Raw genomic sequence first — 23,414 nt, forward strand, 5'->3', positions numbered from 1 at the left:
CAAGCGACATTGCTCTGGATCAAGATACAAAGCTTCCTAATTACCGAAACTGGCTCCAGTCCAACACATTAAGAACTCATTGGAGCCTTCCATGCGCAAGCCGCTTCTCGCAGCCTCCCTTCTCGCACTTGCCGTCGCCTCTCCGCTGGCCCAGGCCCACAAGGCCGGCGACGTGATCGTCCGCGCAGGCGCAGCCACCGTTTCCCCGAACGAAGACAGCTCCAACCTGTCCCTTGCCGGTACCAAGGTCGGCGGCACCAAAGCCACCCTGGACAGCGACACCCAGCTCGGCCTGACCGGCACCTACATGCTGACCGACCATGTCGGTATCGAACTGCTGGCAGCCACCCCGTTCCAGCACGAAGTGGGCGTGAAAGGCCTCGGCGGCGCCCTTGACGGCAAACTGGCTGACATCAAGCACCTGCCGCCGACCCTGAGCCTCCAGTACTACCCGATGGACCCGAACTCCGCGTTCCAGCCCTATGTCGGCGCCGGCCTGAACTACACCCTGTTCTTCGACGAGGACCTGACCAGCTCGCGCAAATCCCAAGGCTTCAGCAACCTGGACCTGGATGATTCCTGGGGCCTGGCCGCGCAGGTCGGCATGGACTACATGCTGACTGACAAGATCCTGCTCAACGCCGCTGTCTGGTACATCGACATCGACACCCAGGCCACCACCGACCTGGCAGGCGTGGGCAAGGTAAAAGTCGATGTGGACGTCGACCCGTGGGTATACATGGTCGGCCTCGGCTACAAGTTCTGAGCGGGCTCTTCTTCAAGAGGAACACCCCCGCCAAAAGGCGCCTTCGGGCGCCTTTTTTTGTGCCTGGAGATTTATGAGAAAGCGGGGCCGCTTCCTTCATCGGGACCGAACGTAGGGTGCGCCGCGTGCACCGACCTCGCTTCCCGATCAGCGCAGCCTTCCGGTGCGTACGACCGCCCTACAGACTCAGGCAAAGCGCGGTTGGCGGCTCAACGCCCCAAGAGACGCGCCACACCCTCGCGCAGCGGAGTCGCCACTGGGAATTCGTAGCGCAGCAGGAGACGGGCGTTGTTGGCCCGTGAATGGCGAATGTCCCCGGCGCGGGCTTCGGCGTAGGTCACCGTTGGCATTTCGCCCAGCACATCACCGATGGCGGCGAGCAACTGTTTGAGGCTGGTGGCGCGGTTGAGGCCCACGTTCACTGGCCCGGCTTCCAGCCAATCCGCTTCCAGCGCCTGCACCAGCACCTGCACCAGATCGCCGACGTAAACGAAATCGCGGGTCTGCTCGCCATCGCCGAATACAGTGATCGGCAGGCCAGCCTGGGCGCGCTCGGTGAAGATGCTGATCACGCCGGAATAGGGCGAAGACGGGTCCTGGCGCGGGCCGAAGATGTTGAAGAAGCGGAATACCGCCGGCTCAAGACCGTGCTGGCGGCGATAGAAATCCAGGTAGTGCTCGCTCGCCAGTTTGTCCGCCGCGTAGGGCGTCAGCGGTGCCTTGGGTGTGTCTTCGTCGATGGCCATGCCTTCGCCGTTCTGGCCGTAGACCGCAGCGCTGGAGGCGAAGATCACCCGTTTCACGCCGTGCTCGCGCATGGATTCGCAGACGTTCAGGGTGCCGATGAAATTGCTCTGGTGAGTCGCCACCGGATCGTCCACCGACGCCTGCACTGAAGCCACTGCAGCCAGGTGGGCCACCGCCTTGCAGCCGGACATGGCGCGAGCCACCAGGGCAGCGTCGGCCACATCGCCTTCGATCAGTTCCAGGCGTGGATTGGTCAGCGCCAGGTTGGAGCGTTTGCCAGTGGAGAGGTTGTCCAGCACACGCACAGCGTGGCCCCTGGCAAGCAACGCATCGGCCAGGTGCGAGCCGATGAAACCGGCGCCGCCGGTGATGAGGATGGGGGAATCAGCCATGGCGATAGTAACGGTCCAGCAGGGTTGGCAACGCGGCGCGCCAGGCGCGCGGCTTGATACCGAAGGTGTGGAGGATTTTCTTGCAGGCCAGCACCGCGTTCTGCGGTTCGTCCGCCGCATCGGGACGGGCAGCGTGAGCCTGCGGGGTGATGTCCTGCACCTTCAGCGGATGCAGGTTGCGGGCCTCGCTGAGCAGGGCCTGACCGAGGGCCAGGGGCGTCGTGGCTTCGTGGCCGCCGTAGTGATAGGTGCCCCAGAGCGGCGCCTGGCAATCCAGTTGCTTGATCACCGCGAGCAGCACGCGCGCGGCATCGTCCACCGGCGTGGGATTGCCGCGACGGTCATCCGCCAGGCAGATTTCGTCCGCTTGCTCGGCACGGGTGAGGAAGCGCCCCAGGGAGCCTTCCCGGCTGTCGTCCAGCAACCAGCCGAAGCGCAGCAGCACATGCTTGGGGCAGGCCGCACGCACGCTCTGCTCCATGCGCCAGATAGCCTGGCCACGTTCGCTGAGCGGGGCGGACTCGTCCTTCTCGCTGTAGGCGGTGGCGCGGGAGCCATCGAATACCCGGTAGCTGGACGGTTGCAGCAGGATGATGCCGTGGTGTTGGCAGAGCTCGGCAAGTCGCTCCACACCGCGTTCCTGGGCTGCCAGGCGGACGTCACTGACCTCTTCGGCCTGGAACCAGTCGAAGTAGTAGGCGAGGTTGATCACGGCGTCGGGCCGGGTGTCATCGAGCAGCTGGGTCAGGCTGGCGGCGTCCCAGCCCTGCTCAGGCGGACGCGGAGCGAGAAAACCTATGTCTTCCTCGGCACCCAGGCGAATCAGCGCCTGTCCGAGTGAATTGCCGCCACCCAACAGCATCAAGCGCATTCGCATAGAGAAAAAGGTCGCTTAAAGCCGGTTAGAAGGAGTTGGCGGGAAAATTGCCCGCCACATAAGAGCCGCATTCTGCGGGTTTCACCGGCCCACGTCACTAGCCGCGTAGCGGTTACGCCTGGCCCGGGCGGTAGAGATGGGCATGGCTGGCGCGGTAGAGGGAGGAATCGGTGAAGCCATCTGCTGCCAGCACCTTGCCCACGAGGATCAACGCCGTGCGGCGGAAGTCCCGCGCCGCCACTTTGGGGAGGATGTCGCCGAGGGTACCGGTGACCTGCTCCTGGTCCGGCCAGCTGGCGCGATGGATCACGGCGATCGGGCATTCGGCGCCGTAGTGCGGCAACAGTTCTTCGACGATTTTCGCCAGTTGGCTCACACCCAGGTGGATGGCCATGGTCGCGCGATGCCGGGCCAGATCGCCCAGCGCTTCCCCTTCGGGCATGCGCGTTTTGCTGGCGTAACGGGTGAGGATCAGGGTCTGCGACACGTCCGGCAGGGTCAGCTCGCATCCCAGCAGCGCGGCGCACGCGGCAGTGGCGGTCACCCCCGGCACAATTTCGTAGGGGATATCCCGTTCGCGCAGGTGGCGGATCTGCTCGCCAATGGCGCCGTAGACCGACGGGTCGCCGGAATGCACCCGCGCCACGTCCTGGCCCTTCGCATGAGCCTCGGCAAGCAGGGTGACGATCTCGTCCAGGTGCAGCTCCGCCGTGTTCACCACCCGCTCGGCGCTATGCCCAGTCAACACGGCTTCGGGCACCAGGGAGCCTGCGTAGAGAATTACCGGGCAGGTGCGAATCAACCGCTGGCCCTTCACCGTGATGAGCTCCGGATCGCCAGGGCCGGCGCCGATGAAATAGACCGTCATGGCTGTTCAGCCTCCTGGGGGACACAGGCCAGGGCACAGGTGGCGCTGGCGCTGCAGCGTTTGTCGATGAGCAGGGTGGCGTGGCCGCCGAACAGGGCCTCGGCCTGGACCAGGGCGGCTGCCTCGGCGACTCCGGGACTGCCAACGACGTCCCGCACCCGTTCGGACGGCTGGCTCAGGCATGCCTCTTGGGCTGCGAGCGTATCCACGGGCAGGAAATACAGCGACAGGCCTAATCGCTCGGCCAGGGCGACCAGCCCCGGCTCTGCCGCCTTCACCTCACTGCTGGCCAGGGCGACCAGTTCATCGAGGGAGGCCCCAGCCTCGGCAAGGCACTGCAGCAGCAGGCCTTGCAGCTCATCCGCCGCGCAACCGCGTCGGCAGCCCAGCCCGGCGACCAGCTTCATGGGACGCATCATCGTAGGCCGTCATGCTTGAGAGTGACGCTGGTACAGCCAGGCAGCGGCCCAGCCGAGCACCATCCAGAACGCGGCATTGGTGATCAGCGAAGCCGCGATGAACTCGTGCCCCAGCGCTTCCGGCGCCAGGCTGGAGTGCACCTCCGGCTGCGGCGCGCCCACTACATGGGGGATCACCAGCAGCACGACGCCCGCCACACGCAGCCCCCAATGACGGCCGAAGGCGATCAGCGCGAGGCCAACGGCCGTGGAGGCGGCGGTGCCGATCCACCAGGTCTGGCGCTGGGCCAGTTCAGCGGCGGCGGTGCCCGGCAACTCCGGCGGCAGACCCAGGGAGGGCGCCAGCGCGAAGGTGGCGAAACCGCCCAGGCCCCACAGCAGGCCATGCCAGGCGCGGGTCGGGCCGCGCAGGCTGAACAGCCCGGCGAGGATCAGGGCGAAGCCCACAGCCACCACCAGGTTGCTGCCGCCCGTGGACAGAGTCCGCTGCCAACCATCTTCCGGGGCCCAGGCTTCGTCATTGTGTTCATGCACATGGGGAACAGCGGCGCCGCCGTGTTCATGGTCGTTGGCCTGCTCGACGGGGGCCGGCTCGGCGCTTTCATAGGTCTCCGCCTGGAGAATCAGCGGGGTGACCCACAGGCTCTGCAGCAGGGTCAGCACCAAGGCCGCGATGAGGCCGGCGAACCCTGCGGTCTGGGCGATGCGCTTGATCATGGATGCATCACTCAGTGGCAGGGGAAGGCGGCGCTGTGGCGGGTGTCGTGGGCAGCGTTGTGCACGGCCTCGATGTGCGAGAAACCGGCGAAGTACACCAGGGACAGGCCGACCAGGCCGGCACCGATGGCCAGCACCAGGCGTTGGGCCAGGGTCGAGGAGGAAGCGGCGGAATGGGACAGGGTGCGGCTGGACATGGAGGTTCCCTCTGCGTTGCTAGTGATACCGGCAGAGGAACGCGCGCGAGGGAAGCGGACGCACGGGCGCCCAGATTTCCGGCTTGCGCCCGCCCACCGCGGGTTGCCAAAACGTGATCAGGCCGGTCTCCGGGCTTGCGACGCCAGCCTTGGGCTGGATGGGCATGCCTTCCCATGCCGGATCGGCACAGTGGCGTACTTAACCCTACGATCGCTTACCGTTGCGGGGGCAGCGTCGGACTTGTCCGAAAACGGACGCACCGATTTCCCGTTTCACCTCGCGTACGGCGACGCAAGGCACCTGAAAAAACCGTGCTAGGACATCACGAGTCCGACCAAGCGTCAACTGCTGCGATTGACCGCTGCTGGCACGCTGCGTAGCCTTCGCTCTTTCGAGGTTCTCCGGATATACGCCGGAGCTAAGAGGGAACGTGGTCAAGGCCACGGCTGCCCCCGCAACTGTGAACGCCCCCAAGGCCCTTCGAAATGCCACTGCGCAAGCGGGAAGGCGAAGGTGCCGCGCAACGCGCAGGGTCGTGAGCCAGGAGACCTGCCTCGACGACATTCCAGACAACCGGGCGGGGTGATCCGGTGGCGAATCCGTTGCGCGGGGCCGGCCCCGCTGCGTTCGTCATGCCCGCCGACCGACCACGCAGAGGCGCGCATGAAAACCCTGGCCAAGCTCCCCGTCACCATCGTCACCGGCTTCCTCGGCGCCGGTAAGACCACCCTCCTCCGCCACATGCTCGACAACGCAGAAGGCCGCCGCATCGCGGTGATCGTCAACGAGTTCGGCGAACTGGGCATTGACGGCGAAATCCTCAAGCAGTGCTCCATCGGCTGCACCGAAGAAGAGGCCGCGGGCCGCGTGTTCGAACTGGCCAACGGCTGCCTCTGCTGCACCGTGCAGGAGGAGTTCTTCCCGGTGATGCGCGAGCTGGTAGCGCGCCGTGGCGACCTCGACCAGATCCTCATCGAGACCTCCGGCCTCGCCCTGCCCAAGCCCCTGGTGCAGGCCTTCCAGTGGCCGGAAATCCGCAACGCCTGCACCGTCGACGCGGTGATCACCGTGGTCGACAGCCCGGCCGTGGCCGCCGGCACCTTCGCCGCCCACCCGGAGCAGGTGGACGAACAGCGCAAGCAGGACCCGAACCTCGACCATGAATCCCCGCTGCACGAGCTGTTCGAAGACCAGCTCGCCAGCGCCGACCTGGTGGTGCTGAACAAGGCCGACCTGCTCGACGCCGAAGCCCTCGCCGCCGTGCGCGCCGAAGTGGCCGAAGAACTGCCGTCGGCGGTGAAGATCGTCGAAGCCCGCGCCGGCAAGCTGCCGCTCGATGTCCTGCTCGGGCTGAACGCCGAAGCCGAACTGCACATCGACAGTCGACCCACCCACCACGACCACGAAGGTCATGAGGACCACGACCACGACGAGTTCGACTCCTTCCACGTCGACCTGCCGGAAGTCGAGGAAGCTGCGCTGCTCACCGCCCTCGGCCAGTTGGTGGAGCGCCACGCCATCCTGCGCATCAAGGGCTTCGCCGCCATTCCCGGCAAGCCGATGCGCCTGCTGATCCAGGGTGTCGGCAAACGCTTCGACAAGCACTTCGACCGCAAGTGGCTGACCGATGAAACCCGCGGCACCCGCCTGGTGGTCATCGGCCAGGAGCTGGACCAGGCGGCCATCGCCAACGAACTGCGCACGGCGCTGGCATGAAACGCGTTCAACTCCCCTCTCCATCTGGGAGAGGGGCCGGGGGTGAGGGCAACCTCCGCGCGCTGGGACTTTCCCTCACCCCAACCCTCTCCCAAAGGGAGAGGGGGTAAAAACCATGCACCTCCTCCGCACCCAACCCGGCGGCTTCGTCCCCGACGACGGCATCGCCCACCTGGCCCAGACACCTGCCGAGCTGGTGATCCTCTGCAGCGGCGATTCGCACCTGGCCCTACTGGCAGAAGCCGCCCGCGAACTGCCGGAGGACTACCCGAGCCTGCGCCTGGCCAACCCCATGCAGTTGCAGAATCACGCCTCGGTGGACCTCTACGTCGACGAGGTGCTGCAGCACGCGAAAGTCATCCTCATCTCGGTGCACGGTGGCGTCGGCTACTGGCGCTACGGCATCGAACAACTGGTGGCGTTGGCTGAGCGCGGTGCAACGCTGATCCTGGTACCCGGCGACGATCGCCCCGATCCCGAGCTGGCGGGTCTCTGCAACGTCCCAGGGGAAGACGCCGAACGCCTGTGGCAGTACCTGCGCCAGGGCGGGCTGGACAACGCGCGGCAGCTCTTCAACTGCCTGGCCTCTTGCTGGTTGGAGCGTGATTACCCCTGGCGCGAACCGCAGGTCCTGCCCCGCGTCGCCCTCTACCACCCACTCATCCGCCCTGCGCAACTGCAGGACTGGCAGGCCGAATGGCTGGCGGATCAGCCCGTGGCCGCCCTGCTCTTTTATCGAACGCACCTGCAGGCGGCGAATACCGCCTTCATCGATGCCTTCTGTGAGCGACTGGCTGCCCAGGGCCTGAATCCCTTGCCGATTGCTGTCGCCAGCCTCAAGGAAGCCGAGTGCCTGGAGGTTGTGGAAAACTGGCTGGACGCCGCGGGCGCCGGGCTGATCATCAACACCACCGGCTTCGCCCAGTCCAACCCCGACGCCCCCAGCCTTCGCCCATTCCGCCGCGACATCCCGGTGCTGCAGGCCATCTGTTCCCTGGACAACGAGCCGCTCTGGCGCGACAACCCGCAGGGCCTGGGCCCGCGCGACCTGGCCATGCACATCGCCCTGCCAGAACTGGACGGCCGCATCATCACCCGCCCCATCAGCTTCAAGGGCATGGCCTGGCGCAGCGAGCGCAGCCAGAGCGACGTGGTGTGCTATCTCCCTCAACTGGAACGTATGGATTTCGTCGCCGAACTCGGGCGGCGTTGGTGCGAACTGGCGCGCAAGGCCAATGCCGACAAGCGCGTCGCGCTGATCCTGGCCAACTACCCCACCCGCGATGGCCGCATCGGCAATGGCGTAGGCCTGGACACCCCGGCCGCTGCGTTGAACATCCTCCGCGCCCTGGAAGACGAGGGCTATCCGGTCGCGGGCCTGCCGGACAGCGGCACAGCACTTATCCACAACCTGCTCGGCGGCGTCAGCAACGATCTGGACAGCCTCGACCTGCGCCCTTGCGCTCAGAGCCTCGCGCTTGCCGACTACCTCGCCTGTTTCTCGCGCCTGCCCGAGGCTAACCAGCGTGCCGTACTCGAACGCTGGGGCGGACCGCAGCAGGACCCGATGTTCCGCAGCGGCCGCATGATGATCGCCGGCCTGCGCCTGGGCCTGACCTTCGTCGGCATCCAGCCGGCCCGCGGCTACCAGCTCGACCCGGCGGCCATCTATCACGACGCCGACCTGGTGCCGCCCCACGGCTACCTCGCCTTCTACTTCTGGCTGCGCGAAGTGTTCGCCGCCGATGCGCTGATCCACGTCGGCAAGCACGGCAATCTGGAGTGGTTACCGGGCAAGGGCGTCGGCCTTTCCGCCGAATGCTGGCCGGACGCCGCGATGGGCCCGCTGCCGAACATCTACCCCTTCATCGTCAACGACCCGGGCGAAGGCGCCCAGGCCAAGCGCCGCACCCAGGCGGTGATCATCGATCACCTGATGCCGCCACTGACCCGCGCCGAGAACTACGGTCCGCTGCGCGACCTGGAACGCCTGGCCGACGAGTACTACGACGCCTCCCAGCTGGACCCGCGCCGCGCCGTGCAGCTGCGCGGGGAAATCCTCGAACTGGTGAAGGCCACCGCCCTGGACCGCGAGCTGAACCTCGCCATCAGCGATGACCCGGAAAGCTGGCTACCGCAACTGGACGCCTACCTCTGCGACCTCAAGGAGTCGCAGATCCGCGACGGCCTGCATGTGTTCGGCGAATCCCCAACCGGACGCCTGCGCGACGACACCCTGCTCTCCCTGGTGCGCATTCCGCGCGGCGACGGCAAGGGGGCCAACGCCAGCTTGCTACGCGCCCTCGCCAGCGACCTGCAATTGGGCACCGACCCGCTCGACCTCAACTTTGCCGAGCCCTGGCAAGGCCCACACCCGGCGGTGCTGGAAGCGGTCAGCGATGAGCCCTGGCGCAGCAACGGCGACACCCGCGAGCGCCTGGAATTGTTGGCGCTGGGTCTGATCGAGACTGCCGATATCGGTTCCATCGGTCCCGCCAGCGATGCGGTTATCCACAACCTGCGGGCCGTGATCGCCCCCACCCTGGATGCCTGCGGCAGCGCCGAGATTGGCGGCGTACTGGCGGCACTCAAAGGCCGCTTCGTGCCGCCCGGCCCCAGCAGCGCTCCCAGTCGCGGACGCCTCGACGTACTGCCCACCGGGCGCAATTTCTTCACCGTGGACGTGCGCAACCTGCCCACACCCACGGCCTGGCGCCTGGGATTCCAGTCCGCCAGCCTGCTGCTGGAACGCCACCTGCAGGACCACGGCGATCACCTGCGCCAACTGGGCATTTCCGTCTGGGGCACCGCCACCATGCGCACCGGCGGCGACGACATCGCCCAGGCCCTGGCGTTGATGGGCGTGCGGCCGGTATGGCAGGCCGGCAGTCAGCGGGTCGAGGACTTCGAAATCCTGCCGTTGTCCCTGCTGGACCGGCCTCGCGTGGACGTGACCTTGCGCGTCTCCGGTTTCTTCCGCGACGCCTTCGCCAACCTCATCCGCCTGTTCGATGCCGCGGTGCAGGCAGTCGCGGAGCTGGACGAGCCCGAGGACATGAACCCGCTGGCCGCGCGGGTGAAACAGGAAAGCGAACGTCTCGCAGCCGAAGGCCTGACCGAGGAGGATGCGCGGCTGCAAGCCGGCTGGCGGGTGTTCGGCGCCCAGCCCGGCGCCTACGGTGCGGGTGTGCAGGGCGCCATCGAAGAGCGCCAGTGGCAGGACCGTGCCGAGTTGGCCGAGGTCTACCTCAACTGGGGCGGCTACGCCTACGGCTCCCAGGACGCCGGCACCCCGGCGCGGGAACGCTTCGCCCAGCGGCTGCAACGGTTGCAGGCCGTCCTGCAGAACCAGGACAACCGCGAGCACGACATCCTCGACTCCAACGACTACTACCAGTTCCAGGGTGGCATGCTCGCCGCCGCCGAAACCCTGCGCGGCGAGAAGGTGGCGAGCTACCACGGCGACCACAGTCAGCCCGACCTGCCACGAATCCGCTCGCTCAAGGAAGAGCTGGGCCGCGTGGTCCGCGCCCGCGCCGCCAACCCGAAGTGGATCGCCGGCATGAAGCGCCACGGCTACAAGGGTGCCTTCGAGCTGGCCGCGACCGTGGACTACTTGTTCGCCTTCGACGCCACCAGCGAACTGGTGGACGACCACCAGTACCAGTTGCTGGCCGATGCCTACCTGCTGGACGAAGACACCCGCGAGTTCATCCGCCAGCACAACCCCGAAGCGCTGCGCGACATCGCCGAGCGGCTGGTGGAAGCCCAGCAGCGCGGAATGTGGGAGAACCCCGGGGAGTACCGCGAGGCGATCGAGAATCTGTTGCTGGATATCGAGGAACAGTGATTCGCACTGCGGTCCAGGCAACCTGTGGGCGAATTCATTCGAGAAATGGTTGGGCACCGAGCCGGCCGGCTGCTGCCCTCTCCCCCGGCCCCTCTCCCGCAGGCGGGAGAGGGGTGACTCTCGGCCCACCGCTGTCTCTCCCTGTGGGGCACATTCCCTGTGGGGGCGATTTCAATCGCCAAGCAGGACGTAGTCCTGCCTAGCTACAGGGGAAAACCTGTCGGGTCCTCACCCGCGCAACCGCTCCGCCGCCTCCCGCAGGATGCGCTCGGTGCCTTCCCAGCCCAGGCACCCATCGGTAATCGAAACGCCATAGCGCATGTCGCAGGACAGCGATTGCGCGCCATCGAACAGGTGACTCTCGATCATCACGCCGCGCAGGGCGTCCTGGCCGGCCAGGCGCTGATTGACCACATCTTCCAGCACGGCGGGCTGGCGAAGCGGGTCCTTGCCGCTGTTGGCGTGGCTGCAATCGACCAGGATGCGCGGTGCGATGCCGAGTTTCTCCAGCCCCTCGCGTGCCGCCTGCACGCTGGCGGCATCATGGTTCGGCCCCTTGTGGCCGCCGCGCAGCACCAGATGGGTGTCCGCATTGCCGGCGGTCTGCACCAGCGCCGGACGACCCAGGGTGTCGATGCCGAAATGCTGGTGGGCATGGGCGGCCGAGCGCATGGCGTCGGTTGCGATGCCGAGGCTGCCGTCCGTTCCGTTCTTGAAGCCCACTGGCAGGTCCAGCCCGCTGACCATCTCGCGGTGGATCTGCGACTCACTGGTGCGCGCGCCGATGGCGGCCCAGCTCAGCAGGTCATCCAGGTAGCCGGCCACCAACGGTTGCAGCAGCTCCGTGGCGACGGGAAGCCCCAGCTCAGCCATCTCCAGCATCAGCCGGCGGCTCAAGGCCAGGCCCCCGGCCATGTCGCCGCTGCCATCCAGATGCGGGTCGTAGACCAACCCCTTCCAGCCCACGGTGGTGCGTGGCTTCTCGACGTAGGCGCGCATCACCAGCAGCAACTGGTCGCTGACTTCCGGCGCCAGCCGGGCGAGGCGACGTGCGTAGTCGAGGGCGGAATCGGCATCGTGGATGGAGCAGGGACCCACCACCACCAGCAGGCGCGAATCCTCGCCGTCCAGCACAGCGCGCACAGCCTCACGCTGGGCGCGGATCTGATGGGCGAGCTCATGGGACAGCGGCAGGCGCTGGCGCAGTTCGGCGGGAGTGGGCAGTGGCTGGGTGCTGCGCGATGGGGGAAGGGCAGCCTCCAGTGCCATGGCATGGAGCGGCTGTACAGCGGTGGGAAGAACGGATTGGTGCGAATTCATGACTGGCGTCCTCAGCCGGCGCGGCTCGATCCGCGCGCGGCGCTATCTGGGTGTTCGATTCAACGGTGTCTGAGCGGTGCCTGCGCGGCTAAATCGCCAGTCGGAGTTGCGGTAATAGGTCTGATAGGTGCGGTAGCTGATCATGGTGCGATCCTCGAATCTCATGTGTTTGGCCTTGTGGGCCGGAAAACAAAAACCCCCGGTCGGGTTGCCGACCGGGGGTTTCGTGGAGCTTTGGCGGCGACCCTGCTGGAGTGGGCCGCCTGATTGGGTATCAGGCCAGCCCGTGGCTAAACCAATACCCATAGAAATAGCTGGCCGCAGCGGCCACACGCACACGCGCCAGGACCTGAGTCTGGCGAGCGGTGAGCGAAGTGGAAGCGAGTTGCGGCATGACAATCTCCAAAGCGAATGCTGGATAACCTACTGGATCGCCGCGCGCCGTTCAATCACTGATTTCTATCGGCCACCCCGACCTTTCGCTACCATGCGCGACACGCTTTCCCAGGATCCCGCCATGTCCGACCTTCTCCACTTTCCCCTGAGCGCGGTCGTCGGTTCCGACGAACTGAAGCTGGCGCTCTACCTCGCCGCCATCGACCCCGCCATCGGCGGCGTGCTGATCGAAGGTCCGCGCGGCATGGCCAAATCCACCCTGGCGCGCGGTATCGCCGACCTGCTGCCGGAAGCCACCTTCGTCACCCTGCCCCTGGGTGCCAGCGAAGAGCGCATCGTCGGCACCCTCGACCTGGACGCTGCCCTCGGCGAGGGCCGCGCGCGCTTCTCGCCCGGCGTGCTGGCCAAGGCCCACGGCGGCGTGCTCTACGTGGATGAAGTGAACCTGCTGCCCGACCACCTGGTGGACCTGCTGCTCGACGTGGCCGCCAGCGGTGTGAACCAGGTGGAGCGCGATGGTCTTTCCCATCGTCACCCCGCCCGCTTCGTGCTGATCGGCACCATGAACCCGGAAGAAGGCGAACTGCGCCCGCAATTGCTGGACCGCTTCGGCCTCAAGGTCCGCCAGGACGGCCAGCCGCAACCGGCCGACCGCGCCGAGATCGTTCGCCGCCGCCTGGCCTTCGATGCCAATCCGCAGGCCTTCATCGCCCAATGGAGCGGCGAACAAGAGGCCCTGGCCCGACGTTGCCAGGACGCGCGGGAACGCGTGCCCGGCATTCCCCTGGACGATGCTGCCCTCGATGACATCGCCCAGCGCTGCTTCGCCGCCGGCGTCGACGGCCTGCGCGCCGACCTGGTCTGGCTGCGCGCCGCCCGTGCCCACGCTGCCTGGCGCGGCGCCGAGCGCATCGAAGCCGAAGACATCGACGCCGTCGAAGACTTCGCCCTCGCCCACCGTCGCACCCACACGCCACCACCCGCCGCACAACCGCCGCAAGCTCCACCGGCTGCCTCGCAGTCGCAGGCTTCCGGCGGTGAGGGCCAATGGGGCGAACTGCCCCCGCAAGCGGTACCCACCGGCGAGCGACGCGACCTGCCGCGCTGGCCAAAAAAGCCCTGAGCATCCGCCCGCGCACGGTCACAGGGGCGGGTGCCCGGCCCAGACCCGGCACTCTTGGCAACGGCCGCAGCGGCGCTCGCCGTGCGGGTGCCAATGGAGCCATCCAGTGGTTGCCCACGCTCCTGCGTGGCCGTCCGCGCAAGGCCTCAGACCTGGTGCGTGCGCCACGCAGTCAGCGCCCCGACCAGCTCTGGCTGGTGGTGGTGGATGCTTCCGCCTCCACCCGCCGCCACGGCGCCCTGGCCCAGGCCAAGGGATTGCTCGCCACTCTGTTCGAAGCCGCCTACCGCGAGCGGGCGCGCCTTGCCGTACTCCACGCCACCGGCCACCAGCCCCGGTGGCTCTGGCAGGGCCAGAAGGCCTCCCCCGCTCTGCATCACTGGCTTGCGGAACTAGGCGCCGGCGGCGGTACGCCCGTCATCGAAGCGCTACAGCAATCCGCCCACTGGCTGGCCCGCCGGCAGCGGCAGAAGCCGGCCGAGGAACAGCGTTTGCTGGTGCTCACCGATGGGCGTTTGAAGGACTGGTCGTCACTGCAGCCGCCGGGCTGCCCGACGCTGCTGGTGGATATCGAAAGCGGGCCGATTCGGCTGGGCCGGGCGAAGAAGCTGGCGGAGGAATTGGGCGCGGAATACCGGGTCATTTCCGAGCTGTGAGTCGATGGGTTTCGCTACTCAGCGGAACGCCCACGCCCCTTCCGGCGAACTAGATCCCGGTAATCAGCAGGTCCAGAGCCGCAATGATTTCATTGCGCATGCAAGATAGATCGGCGACCTGCTTTCCCAGTACTTTCCTGGACACCCCGGCCAGCTGAGGAGTGAGCATGACGACGGGCGTTCCCTCCACCTCGAAGACCGGCATCAGGGTCTTCAGCACCTTGTCCTTCATCACCTCGACCGTATAGAGAGGCACGACGACACGGGTACTCAACTCGGCGATCAGGTCGCTCTGTACATCGAGCAAGTAAGGAATGGTCGTACGGGTCGCAGGATTGGCGTTCAGGTAAACGGCGAATTGCGGCATCAGAAGCTCCGCAGGTCGTCGCTGAAGACGCCTTCGTCTTCCACGTACTGGTTGTAGGCGGCAATCGCCGCGCGATTTTCAGCCAGCCAGGATTCACGCTGCTTGAGCCTTAGCTCTTCCGCCAGGGCGTGTTCCAGTGCGGCGGACAGATTGATATCCAGCGCCCGCGCCTTGTTGAGGAGGTCGCTGTTGATGCTGAGGTTCGTGGCCTTCTTTGGGGCATGAGGATCGTAGATGGGACGCATGAGCAGGTTTCCCAGGCAAGCTATGCGCATACCCTATGCGCATAGCAATACGACAGTCAAAGCCGGGGGCCGGACGGTCACTGCGTGTGCATCAACATCTCCGGCACCTGCTGATCCTCGAGGATCCGCTCCTGCACCCAGCGCAGCACCTCTTCCTCATCGCGAATGCGGTACCACTCGCCTTCCGGGTAGAGGCTGGCGGTTGGGCCTTCATCGCAGGGGAACTGGCATTGGGTGCGGGTGATGTGCACGCCGCCTTCGCACTCCAGCTTGCCGGCGGCCTTGAGGGTTTCCCGCAGTTTTTTCCACAGCGGCAGCGCGCCGCGACGGGTGCAGCGCGGGCCGTTGCACAGCAGCAGACGGCGGTCGTGGGGCGGGATGCAGGACCAGGAATGGCTCTCCGGCAGTGCCGGTACGTCCACGCAAGTCAGATGCAACTCACGGCGTTCAGCCAGGGTGCAGGCGGCGCCGGCCGGGTCGGCGTCGAACTGGCCCAGCAGGCTGGCGGCGAAGAGCTGCTCAGGGGCATCCAGCCGGCCCAGCTCGCTGCGCAGCCAGTCCAGGTGCTGGGACGAGGATTGCGGTTCGAGGTCGATCACCAGCAAGGGGCGCGGGCTCGCTTGAACGCGCTGCCACAGCAGGTCGTGACCGGCGCTGGTATCGACGATATCGGCCAGGGCTGACTCGCCACGCAATGCCAGAAGCTGGCGGCGGAACAGCTCAGCGAAAGAGCCTTGGGCGAGGTCCGGCCCGGCGAACAGCACGCGGGCGTAGGGTGTTGCGTTCATGGGGTTTCCAGGTAGGTAGCGAGGGCCTGCCAGAGGCGCTCGACGGATTCGAATTCGCGGGTGACGGCAGGCAGCTTCGGGCGTTCGAGGATCAGCACCGGCAGCCCGAGCTCGCGGGCGACCTGCAACTTGGGTTCAGTGGACTGGCTGCCGCTGTTCTTGCTGATCAGCACGTCGCTGCGCAAGCGGCGGAACAGCTCACGCTCGCCGTCGAGGCTGAAGGGGCCACGGGCACCGATCACCTCGTAGCGTTCCCCGGCTGGTTGCCCTTGCAGGCAGCGCACGGTCCAGTGCTGCTCTGGTGGGATCTCCTGCAGGTGCTCCAGCGGTTCGCGGCCGAGGGTGAAGAAAGGACGTTGGAAGGATTTCAGCGCCTCGATCAGCCCGGCCCAGTCGGCCACGTTGCGCCAGTCGTCATCAGGGCCTGCCTGCCAGCCGGGGCGCCGCAGGGCCCAGCAGGGAACATCGGCCATGCCGGCAGCCGCCGCCGCGTTGTGGCTGATCTGCGCGGCATAGGGATGGGTGGCATCCACCAGCAACCCGATGCCCTCGTCGGCGATGAAACGCGCCAGCCCCTCGGCACCGCCATAGCCGCCGACGCGAACCTGGCAGTCGAGGTCATCCGGCACTTTGCCGAGGCCGGCAAGGCTGTAGACGTGTTCAGGCCCAAGGCGGCGCGCCAGCGCCAGCGCTTCGGCAACGCCGCCCAGCAGCAGGATGCGCTTCATCGCGGCTCCACCGCTTCGCCGACGATGTTGCCCTGACGGTCGATGGCGAAGACCTCCAGCGCCACGCTGGCCGGCACCGTCTTGCGGGCGAAAGCCAGGGCATGGGCGCAGACTGCGTTGCCCAGCGGGATGCCGGCGTCATGGGCCATGACCAGCGCCAGCTGGCTGGTATTGGCGCCGCGCATGGCCTCCTGCAACTCGACGCTGGCGCCCAGTTCGGCAGCCCATTGCGCCAGCAGCGGCAGGTCGATGCTGGAGCTGCGGCTGTGCAGGTCCATATGGCCGGCGGCGAGCTTGCTGATCTTGCCGAAGCCCCCGCACAGGCTGAGCTTATCCACAGGCGCCTTGCGCAGGTGCTTGAGCACGGCGCCGGCGAAGTCGCCCATCTCGATCAGGGCGGTGTCGTCCAGGTGATAACGACGGCGCATGGCATCTTCGCTGGCATTGCCGGTGCACGCCGCGAGATGGGTGAAACCGTTGGCGCGGGCGACGTCGATGCCCTGATGGATCGAGGCGATATAGGCCGAGCAGGAAAAGGGCCGGACGATCCCGGTGGTGCCGAGGATGGAAAGGCCACCGAGGATGCCAAGGCGCGGGTTCATGGTCTTCAGCGCCAGCTCGGCGCCGCCCTGCACGCAGATGGTCACCTCGAAGCCGCCGGGGTAGTGGTACTCGGCGGCGAGGCGGGTCAGGTGCTCGGTCATCATCTGCCGGGGCACCGGATTGATCGCGGGCTCCCCCACCGCCAGGGTCAGGCCCGGCTTCGTGACGGTACCGACGCCCGGACCTGCGTGGAAGCGCACGCCAGGTGCCGCGTCCAGGCGCACCTGTGCGTAGATCAGCGCGCCGTGGGTCACGTCCGGATCATCGCCGGCATCTTTCAGGGTGCCGGCTTCGGCGCCGTCGTTGCTCAGGCGACAGAACTCCAGGCGCATCAGCACCTGCTGGCCCTTGGGCAGGACGATCTCCACCGCATCCGCCGCCTCGCCACCCAGCAGCAGGCGCGCCGCTGCCAGGCTAGTGGCGGTGGCGCAACTGCCGGTGGTGTAGCCGCTGCGCAGGGGCGCGGGTTGTTCGGGGGTTTCGTCACGCATGGGGCTAAGGTCTGCTCAGGAGGTGATGTCGACTGACGCCGGGAGGACGAGCCCCAATGTCGGAGTAATCCCGTATCCCGATACGTTGGGCTTCGCTGCGCTCTGCGCCAACCTACGCATCCTTGACCACTTCCAGCAAGGTAATTGGCAATGCCGAACGCCAGGTGTCGAAACCGCCCAGTGGCTGGGCCTGGGCGATGGCGATACGGGTGAGTTCACCACCGTGCCGCTCACGGAAAGCCACCAGCGTGGCTTCGCTTTGCAGGGTCACCGCGTTGGCGATCAGCCGGCCGCCGGGCTTGAGCTGGTTCCAGCAGGTGTCCAGCACACCGGGTTCAGTAACGCCGCCGCCGATGAAGATGACATCCGGCGCGGGCAGCCCGTCCAGCGCTACAGGTGCCTGGCCGGCCACCAGTTGCAGGCCGGGCACGCCGAGGGCATCGCGGTTGTGGCGGATGTGAGCCTGGCGGCCTTCGTTGGCCTCGATGGCAATGGCGCGGCAATCCGGGTGCGCGCGCATCCACTCGATGCCGATGGAACCGCAGCCGGCGCCCACGTCCCAGAGCAGTTCGCCGGGACGCGGCGCCAGGCGCGCGAGGGTAACGGCGCGGACGTCGCGCTTGGTGAGCTGGCCGTCGTGGCGATAGGCGTCGTCCGGCAGGCCGGTGGTCAGCGGCAATGGACGGGTGCCTTCACCGGGCAGAACTTCGACGGCCACCAGGTTGAGTGCGGCAACCTCACCGAGGGACCAGTCGCAGGCAATGCCGTCGATGCGTCGCTCACGCTCGCCGCCCAGGTGCTCCAGCACGGTAATCCGGCTGGGACCGAAGCCACGTTCGGTCAGCAGTGCAGCGATGGCCGCCGGGCTGCTGCCGTCATTGCTCAGCACCAGCAGACGGGCGCCGTCGTGCAGATGGGCATTGAGGGCCGCCAGGGGACGCGCAACCACAGAGAGCAGGGTGACGTCCTGCAATGGCCAACCCAGGCGAGCCGCCGCCAGGGAATAGGACGAGGGTGCGGGGATCACACGCAGTTCTTCCGCCGACACCTGCCGCGCAAGGCTGGCGCCCACACCGAACAGCATGGGATCGCCGCTGGCCAGCACGCAGATCGGCGTGCCGCGCCGTTCCAGCACCGGCGCCAGCGAGAAGGGGCTGGGCCAGGGCGTGCGACGGGCGCGGATGCAGCGCGGCAGCAGGTCGAGTTGGCGCGGGCCGCCCACCACCTCAGCGGCGCCCAGCAGGGCATGACGTGCGGCCTTGCCCAGGCCTGCATAACCGTCTTCGCCAATCCCCACCACTGTCAGCCAGGGCTGCATTTGCTCTCCTCGATTCTGAAAACGCCAAGGTCATTCGGCTTCCGACAGGCAGCCTTTTCCCCGGTCCGGGCAAAGCGGGCATAATAGCGCCCTTCATCGGTCGCTGGCGCTCACCTGACGAGCCCCAGCCTAAGAGGGAACACGGTCGAGCCGTGGCTGCCCCCGCAACTGTAAGCAGCGAGTCCATGCAATCTGGCCACTGAGTTATCGGGAAGGCCGCACGGGACGACGACCTGCCAGCCAGGAGACCTGCCGGTGGAACCAGTCGCGTGTGTACGCATCGAGCGGGGTGTATCGGTGCAACGTTGTCCCTAGCCTAGGGACCCGGGTCGCCGCGACGCCAACCATGGTGACCTGAGTGAAGCACGCCCAGCCCACATCGCTATCCGTTCGCCCCTCGGCTTGCCCGGGGCTGCTGCGCATCGTCCAGGCGAAGGACGGCGGCATCTGCCGGATCAAGCTGCCCTGCGGCCGCCTGCGCTCCAGCCAGGCACGCGCCGTGGCCGCCGCCGCGACGGCCCATGCGGGCGGCGTGATCGAGGCTACCAACCGTTCCAACCTGCAGATTCGGGGCGTGAAACCGGGCGCGGAACAGGCGCTGATCGCGGCCCTGCTGGCCGCGGATCTGGGGGCTGGCTCTGCGGGCGCCGACGACGTTCGCAACCTGATGGTCAGCCCGCTGGCCGGCCTTGATTCCAGTGCGCTGGTGGATGTCTCGCCACTGGCCGAGCAGATCCTCAGCCTGTTGCAGGACAAGTCGCACTTCCACGCCCTGTCGCCCAAGTTCGCCCTGCTGCTGGATGGCGGCGAGGCCATGGCGATGCTGGAACACCCCCACGATCTCTGGCTCTCGGCCATGGGTGACGGCAACCACGCGCAGTTCGCCTTTGGCCTTGCCGGCTGCCCGCCCCTATCCGGCGACGATACGCCCGCCCTGGCCGCCGTACCGCGCGCCCAGGTCCCCGCACTGGTTGAAGCCGTGCTGGAACTGTTCCTCGAACTGGCGACGCCCGAGCAGACACGCATGCGCCACCTGCTCGCTGGACACCCACCGGGCGACCTGCTGCTGCGCCTGCAACAACGACTGGAATTTCCCCTGCTGCCGGCCGGCGACTGGCAACGCGCTGCCCCGCAACCCTTCGCTCACCTGGGTATTCGCGAGGGCCGCCATGTCGGTGGCGCGCCCACCCTCGGCCGACTGGATGCCGGGCAACTCGTCGCCCTCGCCGATCTTGCCGACCAGCAGGGCGACGGCAGCCTGCGCCTGACGCCCTGGCAATCGATCGTGCTACCCAACGCCGAAGACGCCGAGGCGGTCCTGCGAGCCATGCAGGACCTGGGCTTCGCCACCGATGCCCGTGAGTCCCTGGCCCGACTGATTGCCTGCACCGGCTCCGCCGGCTGCGCCAAGGGCCTGGCCGACACTAAATCCGATGCCTTGGCCCTGGCGCCGCTGCTGCCGCCCGGAGCAGTAGTCCACCTCAGCGGCTGCCCGCGTTCCTGCGCCGCCGCCCATGTGGCGCCCTTTACCCTGCTGGCCGTCGCCCCCGGCCGCTACGATCTCTTCCAGCGCGGTGGCGCCGGCTTCGGCCGCCTGCTGTCGCGCGATATCAGCATCATCGAGGCCGGCGAACGCCTGGCCGCCTCTCCTGACACCTGGAGTTCCACACCATGATCGAGTACATCCGCGATGGTCAGGAGATCTATCGCAACTCCTTCTCCATCATCCGCGCCGAGGCCAACCTCGCCGGCATTCCCGCCGACCTGGAAAAGCTCGCGGTGCGGGTGATCCACGCCTGCGGCATGGTCGATGTGGTGGAAGACCTGCGCTTCTCCCCCGGCGCCGGAGCTGCCGGCCGCGCCGCCATCGCCGCCGGCGCGCCTATTCTCTGCGATGCGCGCATGGTGGCCGAAGGCATCACCCGGGCGCGCCTGCCGGCCAACAACCAGGTCATCTGCACCCTCAACGATCCGGGCGTGCCAGAGCTGGCCCGCGAGCTGGGCAACACCCGCTCGGCGGTGGCCCTGGAGCATTGGCGCGAGCACCTGGAAGGCAGCGTGGTGGTGATCGGCAATGCCCCCACTGCGCTCTTCTACCTGCTGGAAATGCTCGATGCCGGCGCACCTAAGCCGGCGCTGATCCTCGGCTTCCCGGTGGGCTTTGTCGGCGCGGCGGAATCCAAGGACATGCTCGCCGCCGACAGCCGAGGCGTGCCCTATGTGATCGTGCGTGGCCGTCGCGGCGGCAGCGCCATGGCGGCGGCGGCGGTCAACGCCCTGGCCACGGAGGTGGAGTGATGACTGGCAAAGGACGGCTGATCGGCCTGGGCGTGGGTCCCGGCGACCCGGAACTGATTACCCTCAAGGCCCTGCGCCTGCTGCAATCGGCGCAGGTAGTGGGTTACTTCGTGGCCAAGGCGAAAGCCAGCCAGGGCCAGGGCGGCAACGCCTTCGGCATCATCGAGCAGCACCTCACCGACGCGCAGCAGCGCATGCCGCTGGTGTACCCGGTAACCACCGAGAAGCTGGAACCGCCGCTGACCTACGAAACCGTGATCAGCGACTTCTACGACACTGCCGCCGAGCAGGTGGCCCAGCACTTGGAAGCCGGCCGCGACGTGGCGGTGATCTGCGAGGGCGACCCCTTCTTCTACGGCTCCTATATGTACCTGCACGACCGCCTGGCCGATCGCTACGAAGTGGAAGTGGTGCCGGGCGTCTGCTCCATGCTGGGCAGCGCGGCGGTGCTCGGCGTACCGCTGGTGTACCGCAACCAGAGTCTTTCCGTGCTCTCCGGCGTGCTGCCGGAAGATGAACTCAAGGACCGTCTGGCGGACGCCGAAGCCGCCGTGGTGATGAAGCTCGGGCGCAACTTCGACAAGGTACGCCGCGTCCTCCAGGACCTCGGCATCGCCGGCCGCGCTCATTACGTGGAGCGCGCGACCATGGCCAACCAGCGCATCGTGCCGCTGGATGAAGTGGACCCGATGGCCTCGCCCTACTTCTCGATGATCGTCATCCCCGGGCAGAAGTGGAAGGGATGATGCCGCGCGGAATATCCGTGCCCGTAGGGTGCGCCGTGCGCACCAATGACTTCCGGTGCGCACGGCGCACCCTACCTGTGGAACTCTGCAATGCATAACCCACCGGCCATCGTCCTGCTCGGCAATGGCGGCCTGCCGATTGCGAGAAGCATCCAGGCGCTTTATCCACAGGCGCGCATCCTCGGTCTGGCCGGGCGTGTCGAGGGTGCCGACGACGTTTACGCCGAGTTCGGCGAAACCCTGCGCGAGCTCTACCGCACCGACACGCCGATCATCGCCCTGTGCGCCGCCGGCATCGTGATCCGCACCCTGGCGCCGCTGCTGGCGAGCAAGGGCGCCGAGCCGCCGGTACTGGCAGTCGCCGAAGACGGCAGCGCCGTGGTGCCGCTGCTCGGCGGCCTCGGCGGGGTGAACCGCATGGCGCGGGAAATCGCTGCCGCACTGGAGGTGTCGCCGGCCATCACCACCAGCGGCGAACTGCGATTCGGCACCTGCCTGCTGGAGCCGCCGGCGGGCTTTGCCCTGGCCGATATCGAGCAGGGCAAGCGCTTCGTCTCCGACCTGCTGGGCGGCCAAACGGTACGGGTACAGGGCGAAGCGCCCTGGCTGGACGACGTTCGTCTGCCCCTGGCGGATGAGGCGCAACGGGTCATCCACGTCACGGCCCAAGCGCGTGCGGCGGCAAGGGATGAGCTGCTGATCCATCCACGCGTGACCATTGCGCGCATAGATGGCGAGGCCAGCGCACAAGCTGTGCATCAAGCGCTGGCCGACGCCGGACTGTCGCCACTGTCCCTGGCCTGCCTGCTGGCGGATCGCTCGCGAATGGTCGATTCCAGACTGGCCGCCACCGCCGCCGAGCTGGGCGTGCCGCTGCGCTTCATCACCGACGAGTCCGCGCTACCGCCCCTGCACCAGCAAGTCGACGGCATCCGTCTCCACGTGGCCAATGAACCGCTGGACCCGGCCCTGATCGGCCAGCCGCGCGGACGCCTCACCGTGATCGGTCTCGGCCCCGGCGCCGCCGAGTTCATGGTGCCCGCCACGCGCCAGGCCCTGGACGAAGCCGAGGACCTGCTCGGCTACGAAACCTACATCCGCATGGCTGGCCCACTGCGCGCCGACCAGGTGACGCACTGCACCGATAACCGCGAAGAGCTGCAGCGTGCCCGCCATGCTTTCGAACTGGCCGCCAGCGGTCGCCGCGTGGTGGTGGTGTCGTCCGGCGATCCGGGTGTGTTCGCCATGGCCGCTGCCGTGCTGGAGGCCCTGGACGAGTCCCGCGATCCGGAATGGCTGCAGGTCGAACTGCAGGTATTCCCCGGGGTTTCCGCCGCCCTCGCCACGGCGGCCAAGGCCGGCGCGCCGCTGGGTCATGACTTCTGCCTGATCTCGCTGTCGGACAACCTCAAGACCTGGGACGTGATCGAGAACCGCCTCGACCACGCCGCCGCCGCCGACTTCGCCATGGCCTTCTACAACCCCATTTCCAAGGCACGGCCCTGGCAGTTGGGACGCGCCCTGGAAATCGTCGCCCGTCATCGCAAGCCGGAAACGGTGGTCGTGCTGGGTCGCGATATCGGCCGTCCGGCGGAGAAACTGACCCTCACCACGCTCGGCGAACTGACGCCGGAACAGGTGGACATGCGCACCCTGGTGATCATCGGCTCATCGCTGACCCGGCTCGTGCCGAAGGGCAACGGCGAGGACTGGGTCTACACGCCGCGCTGGTATCGCTAGAGGTAGGAGCGAGCTCTGCTCGCGAACAAAGGCTTCGCTCGATGC

22 protein-coding genes and 3 riboswitches are annotated in these 23,414 nt (G+C 67.2%); of the genes, 9 read left to right on the forward strand and 13 right to left on the reverse strand.

From position 1 onward, the window contains the following. The first annotated feature begins 91 nt into the window (after nt 1-91). Entirely contained in the window at nt 92-766 is a 675-nt protein-coding gene (locus E8E91_RS14670) for an OmpW family outer membrane protein (protein WP_190826550.1), read from the forward strand. A gap of 209 nt (nt 767-975) precedes the next feature. Here the strand turns inward: E8E91_RS14670 and E8E91_RS14675 are convergent, their stop codons facing one another. The 6 genes from E8E91_RS14675 to E8E91_RS14700 form a co-directional block, all read right to left on the reverse strand. Continuing rightward, on the reverse strand, nt 976-1,905 hold the full coding sequence (locus E8E91_RS14675) for an NAD-dependent epimerase/dehydratase family protein (RefSeq protein ID WP_280376356.1): 930 nt from the start codon (nt 1,903-1,905) through the stop codon (nt 976-978). Next, entirely contained in the window at nt 1,898-2,782 is an 885-nt protein-coding gene (locus E8E91_RS14680; RefSeq protein ID WP_280376357.1) for a sugar nucleotide-binding protein, read from the reverse strand. The genes E8E91_RS14675 and E8E91_RS14680 overlap by 8 nt, the downstream gene beginning before the upstream one ends. A gap of 112 nt (nt 2,783-2,894) precedes the next feature. Then, nucleotides 2,895-3,650 (reverse strand): precorrin-4 C(11)-methyltransferase, encoded by a 756-nt coding sequence (gene cobM / locus E8E91_RS14685; protein ID WP_280376358.1) that lies wholly within the window; start codon nt 3,648-3,650, stop codon nt 2,895-2,897. Further along, nucleotides 3,647-4,057, reverse strand: coding sequence for a cobalamin biosynthesis protein (locus E8E91_RS14690; RefSeq protein ID WP_280376359.1), 411 nt, complete (start codon nt 4,055-4,057; stop codon nt 3,647-3,649). Before E8E91_RS14690 ends, cobM begins: the two co-directional genes overlap by 4 nt. A 21-nt stretch (nt 4,058-4,078) precedes the next feature. Then, a complete protein-coding gene (locus E8E91_RS14695; RefSeq protein ID WP_280376360.1) occupies nt 4,079-4,786 on the reverse strand; it encodes a CbtA family protein in 708 nt (235 codons plus the stop codon). An 11-nt stretch (nt 4,787-4,797) separates the two neighbouring features. Further along, entirely contained in the window at nt 4,798-4,983 is a 186-nt protein-coding gene (locus E8E91_RS14700; RefSeq protein WP_151131602.1) for a CbtB-domain containing protein, read from the reverse strand. 102 nt (nt 4,984-5,085) lie between these two features. Beyond that, nucleotides 5,086-5,303, reverse strand: a riboswitch (cobalamin riboswitch). A gap of 58 nt (nt 5,304-5,361) precedes the next feature. After that, nucleotides 5,362-5,556: riboswitch (cobalamin riboswitch) on the forward strand. A 91-nt stretch (nt 5,557-5,647) separates the two neighbouring features. Here E8E91_RS14700 and cobW point away from each other — a divergent pair. Together cobW and cobN are read left to right on the forward strand one after the other, a co-directional pair. Then, nucleotides 5,648-6,700, forward strand: coding sequence for a cobalamin biosynthesis protein CobW (gene cobW / locus E8E91_RS14705; RefSeq protein ID WP_280376361.1), 1,053 nt, complete (start codon nt 5,648-5,650; stop codon nt 6,698-6,700). A 115-nt stretch (nt 6,701-6,815) separates the two neighbouring features. Next, nucleotides 6,816-10,550 carry a cobaltochelatase subunit CobN gene (cobN, locus tag E8E91_RS14710; protein ID WP_280376362.1) on the forward strand — a complete coding sequence of 1,245 codons (3,735 nt, stop codon included), beginning with the start codon at nt 6,816-6,818 and terminating at the stop codon, nt 10,548-10,550. A gap of 228 nt (nt 10,551-10,778) precedes the next feature. Here cobN and E8E91_RS14715 read toward each other — a convergent pair whose 3' ends face one another. Next, nucleotides 10,779-11,870, reverse strand: coding sequence for a 3-deoxy-7-phosphoheptulonate synthase (locus E8E91_RS14715; RefSeq protein WP_280376363.1), 1,092 nt, complete (start codon nt 11,868-11,870; stop codon nt 10,779-10,781). 517 nt (nt 11,871-12,387) lie between these two features. Between E8E91_RS14715 and E8E91_RS14720 the strand changes: the two genes are divergently transcribed. After that, nucleotides 12,388-13,389 carry an AAA family ATPase gene (locus E8E91_RS14720; protein ID WP_280376364.1) on the forward strand — a complete coding sequence of 334 codons (1,002 nt, stop codon included), beginning with the start codon at nt 12,388-12,390 and terminating at the stop codon, nt 13,387-13,389. After that, on the forward strand, nt 13,314-14,045 hold the full coding sequence (locus tag E8E91_RS14725) for a VWA domain-containing protein (RefSeq protein ID WP_280376365.1): 732 nt from the start codon (nt 13,314-13,316) through the stop codon (nt 14,043-14,045). Before E8E91_RS14720 ends, E8E91_RS14725 begins: the two co-directional genes overlap by 76 nt. A 49-nt stretch (nt 14,046-14,094) precedes the next feature. On the opposite strand, the gene E8E91_RS14730 is transcribed toward E8E91_RS14725, so the two are convergent. From E8E91_RS14730 to cbiE, 6 genes are all read right to left on the reverse strand, one after another. Continuing rightward, nucleotides 14,095-14,412, reverse strand: coding sequence for a CcdB family protein (locus tag E8E91_RS14730; RefSeq protein ID WP_280376366.1), 318 nt, complete (start codon nt 14,410-14,412; stop codon nt 14,095-14,097). Further along, complete coding sequence (locus E8E91_RS14735) at nt 14,412-14,657, reverse strand: type II toxin-antitoxin system CcdA family antitoxin (protein ID WP_280376367.1); 246 nt, start codon at nt 14,655-14,657, stop codon at nt 14,412-14,414. Before E8E91_RS14735 ends, E8E91_RS14730 begins: the two co-directional genes overlap by 1 nt. A 77-nt stretch (nt 14,658-14,734) precedes the next feature. Beyond that, on the reverse strand, nt 14,735-15,445 hold the full coding sequence (locus E8E91_RS14740; protein ID WP_280376368.1) for a (2Fe-2S) ferredoxin domain-containing protein: 711 nt from the start codon (nt 15,443-15,445) through the stop codon (nt 14,735-14,737). Beyond that, complete coding sequence (locus E8E91_RS14745) at nt 15,442-16,173, reverse strand: cobalt-precorrin-6A reductase (protein WP_280376369.1); 732 nt, start codon at nt 16,171-16,173, stop codon at nt 15,442-15,444. The genes E8E91_RS14740 and E8E91_RS14745 overlap by 4 nt, the downstream gene beginning before the upstream one ends. Beyond that, nucleotides 16,170-17,267, reverse strand: coding sequence for a cobalt-precorrin-5B (C(1))-methyltransferase (locus E8E91_RS14750; protein ID WP_280376370.1), 1,098 nt, complete (start codon nt 17,265-17,267; stop codon nt 16,170-16,172). Before E8E91_RS14750 ends, E8E91_RS14745 begins: the two co-directional genes overlap by 4 nt. A 112-nt stretch (nt 17,268-17,379) precedes the next feature. Next, entirely contained in the window at nt 17,380-18,585 is a 1,206-nt protein-coding gene (gene cbiE / locus E8E91_RS14755; RefSeq protein ID WP_280376371.1) for a precorrin-6y C5,15-methyltransferase (decarboxylating) subunit CbiE, read from the reverse strand. An 80-nt stretch (nt 18,586-18,665) separates the two neighbouring features. Beyond that, a riboswitch (cobalamin riboswitch) is annotated at nt 18,666-18,857 on the forward strand. Nucleotides 18,858-18,943: 86 nt separating this feature from the next. Here cbiE and cobG point away from each other — a divergent pair. From cobG to cobJ, 4 genes are all read left to right on the forward strand, one after another. Beyond that, a complete protein-coding gene (cobG, locus tag E8E91_RS14760; RefSeq protein ID WP_280376372.1) occupies nt 18,944-20,260 on the forward strand; it encodes a precorrin-3B synthase in 1,317 nt (438 codons plus the stop codon). Further along, the gene (locus E8E91_RS14765; RefSeq protein WP_226283405.1) at nt 20,257-20,883 is read left to right on the forward strand and encodes a precorrin-8X methylmutase; all 627 of its coding nucleotides are present in this window, start codon (nt 20,257-20,259) and stop codon (nt 20,881-20,883) included. The genes cobG and E8E91_RS14765 overlap by 4 nt, the downstream gene beginning before the upstream one ends. Next, nucleotides 20,883-21,629, forward strand: coding sequence for a precorrin-2 C(20)-methyltransferase (locus E8E91_RS14770; RefSeq protein ID WP_280376373.1), 747 nt, complete (start codon nt 20,883-20,885; stop codon nt 21,627-21,629). The genes E8E91_RS14765 and E8E91_RS14770 overlap by 1 nt, the downstream gene beginning before the upstream one ends. Before the next feature lie 90 nt (nt 21,630-21,719). Next, complete coding sequence (gene cobJ / locus E8E91_RS14775) at nt 21,720-23,369, forward strand: precorrin-3B C(17)-methyltransferase (RefSeq protein ID WP_280376375.1); 1,650 nt, start codon at nt 21,720-21,722, stop codon at nt 23,367-23,369. The last annotated feature ends 45 nt before the right edge of the window (nt 23,370-23,414 follow it).

The organism is Pseudomonas sp. BN515 (genome assembly GCF_029873155.1).
GTDB lineage: Bacteria > Pseudomonadota > Gammaproteobacteria > Pseudomonadales > Pseudomonadaceae > Metapseudomonas.

What these genes read in the sequence shown, in the direction of transcription:
- E8E91_RS14680 (WP_280376357.1), bottom strand. Translation starts at nt 2,782, where the DNA reads ATGCGAATGCGCTTGATGCTGTTGGGTGGCGGCAATTCACTCGGACAG.
- E8E91_RS14770 (WP_280376373.1), top strand. Translation starts at nt 20,883, where the DNA reads ATGACTGGCAAAGGACGGCTGATCGGCCTGGGCGTGGGTCCCGGCGAC.
- E8E91_RS14730 (WP_280376366.1), bottom strand. Translation starts at nt 14,412, where the DNA reads ATGCCGCAATTCGCCGTTTACCTGAACGCCAATCCTGCGACCCGTACG.
- cobM (WP_280376358.1), bottom strand. Translation starts at nt 3,650, where the DNA reads ATGACGGTCTATTTCATCGGCGCCGGCCCTGGCGATCCGGAGCTCATC.
- E8E91_RS14675 (WP_280376356.1), bottom strand. Translation starts at nt 1,905, where the DNA reads ATGGCTGATTCCCCCATCCTCATCACCGGCGGCGCCGGTTTCATCGGC.
- E8E91_RS14740 (WP_280376368.1), bottom strand. Translation starts at nt 15,445, where the DNA reads ATGAACGCAACACCCTACGCCCGCGTGCTGTTCGCCGGGCCGGACCTC.
- cobJ (WP_280376375.1), top strand. Translation starts at nt 21,720, where the DNA reads ATGCATAACCCACCGGCCATCGTCCTGCTCGGCAATGGCGGCCTGCCG.
- E8E91_RS14745 (WP_280376369.1), bottom strand. Translation starts at nt 16,173, where the DNA reads ATGAAGCGCATCCTGCTGCTGGGCGGCGTTGCCGAAGCGCTGGCGCTG.
- E8E91_RS14735 (WP_280376367.1), bottom strand. Translation starts at nt 14,657, where the DNA reads ATGCGTCCCATCTACGATCCTCATGCCCCAAAGAAGGCCACGAACCTC.
- E8E91_RS14670 (WP_190826550.1), top strand. Translation starts at nt 92, where the DNA reads ATGCGCAAGCCGCTTCTCGCAGCCTCCCTTCTCGCACTTGCCGTCGCC.
- E8E91_RS14720 (WP_280376364.1), top strand. Translation starts at nt 12,388, where the DNA reads ATGTCCGACCTTCTCCACTTTCCCCTGAGCGCGGTCGTCGGTTCCGAC.
- E8E91_RS14700 (WP_151131602.1), bottom strand. Translation starts at nt 4,983, where the DNA reads ATGTCCAGCCGCACCCTGTCCCATTCCGCCGCTTCCTCCTCGACCCTG.
- E8E91_RS14690 (WP_280376359.1), bottom strand. Translation starts at nt 4,057, where the DNA reads ATGAAGCTGGTCGCCGGGCTGGGCTGCCGACGCGGTTGCGCGGCGGAT.
- cobW (WP_280376361.1), top strand. Translation starts at nt 5,648, where the DNA reads ATGAAAACCCTGGCCAAGCTCCCCGTCACCATCGTCACCGGCTTCCTC.
- E8E91_RS14695 (WP_280376360.1), bottom strand. Translation starts at nt 4,786, where the DNA reads ATGATCAAGCGCATCGCCCAGACCGCAGGGTTCGCCGGCCTCATCGCG.
- cobN (WP_280376362.1), top strand. Translation starts at nt 6,816, where the DNA reads ATGCACCTCCTCCGCACCCAACCCGGCGGCTTCGTCCCCGACGACGGC.
- E8E91_RS14715 (WP_280376363.1), bottom strand. Translation starts at nt 11,870, where the DNA reads ATGAATTCGCACCAATCCGTTCTTCCCACCGCTGTACAGCCGCTCCAT.
- cbiE (WP_280376371.1), bottom strand. Translation starts at nt 18,585, where the DNA reads ATGCAGCCCTGGCTGACAGTGGTGGGGATTGGCGAAGACGGTTATGCA.
- E8E91_RS14725 (WP_280376365.1), top strand. Translation starts at nt 13,314, where the DNA reads ATGGGGCGAACTGCCCCCGCAAGCGGTACCCACCGGCGAGCGACGCGA.
- E8E91_RS14750 (WP_280376370.1), bottom strand. Translation starts at nt 17,267, where the DNA reads ATGCGTGACGAAACCCCCGAACAACCCGCGCCCCTGCGCAGCGGCTAC.
- E8E91_RS14765 (WP_226283405.1), top strand. Translation starts at nt 20,257, where the DNA reads ATGATCGAGTACATCCGCGATGGTCAGGAGATCTATCGCAACTCCTTC.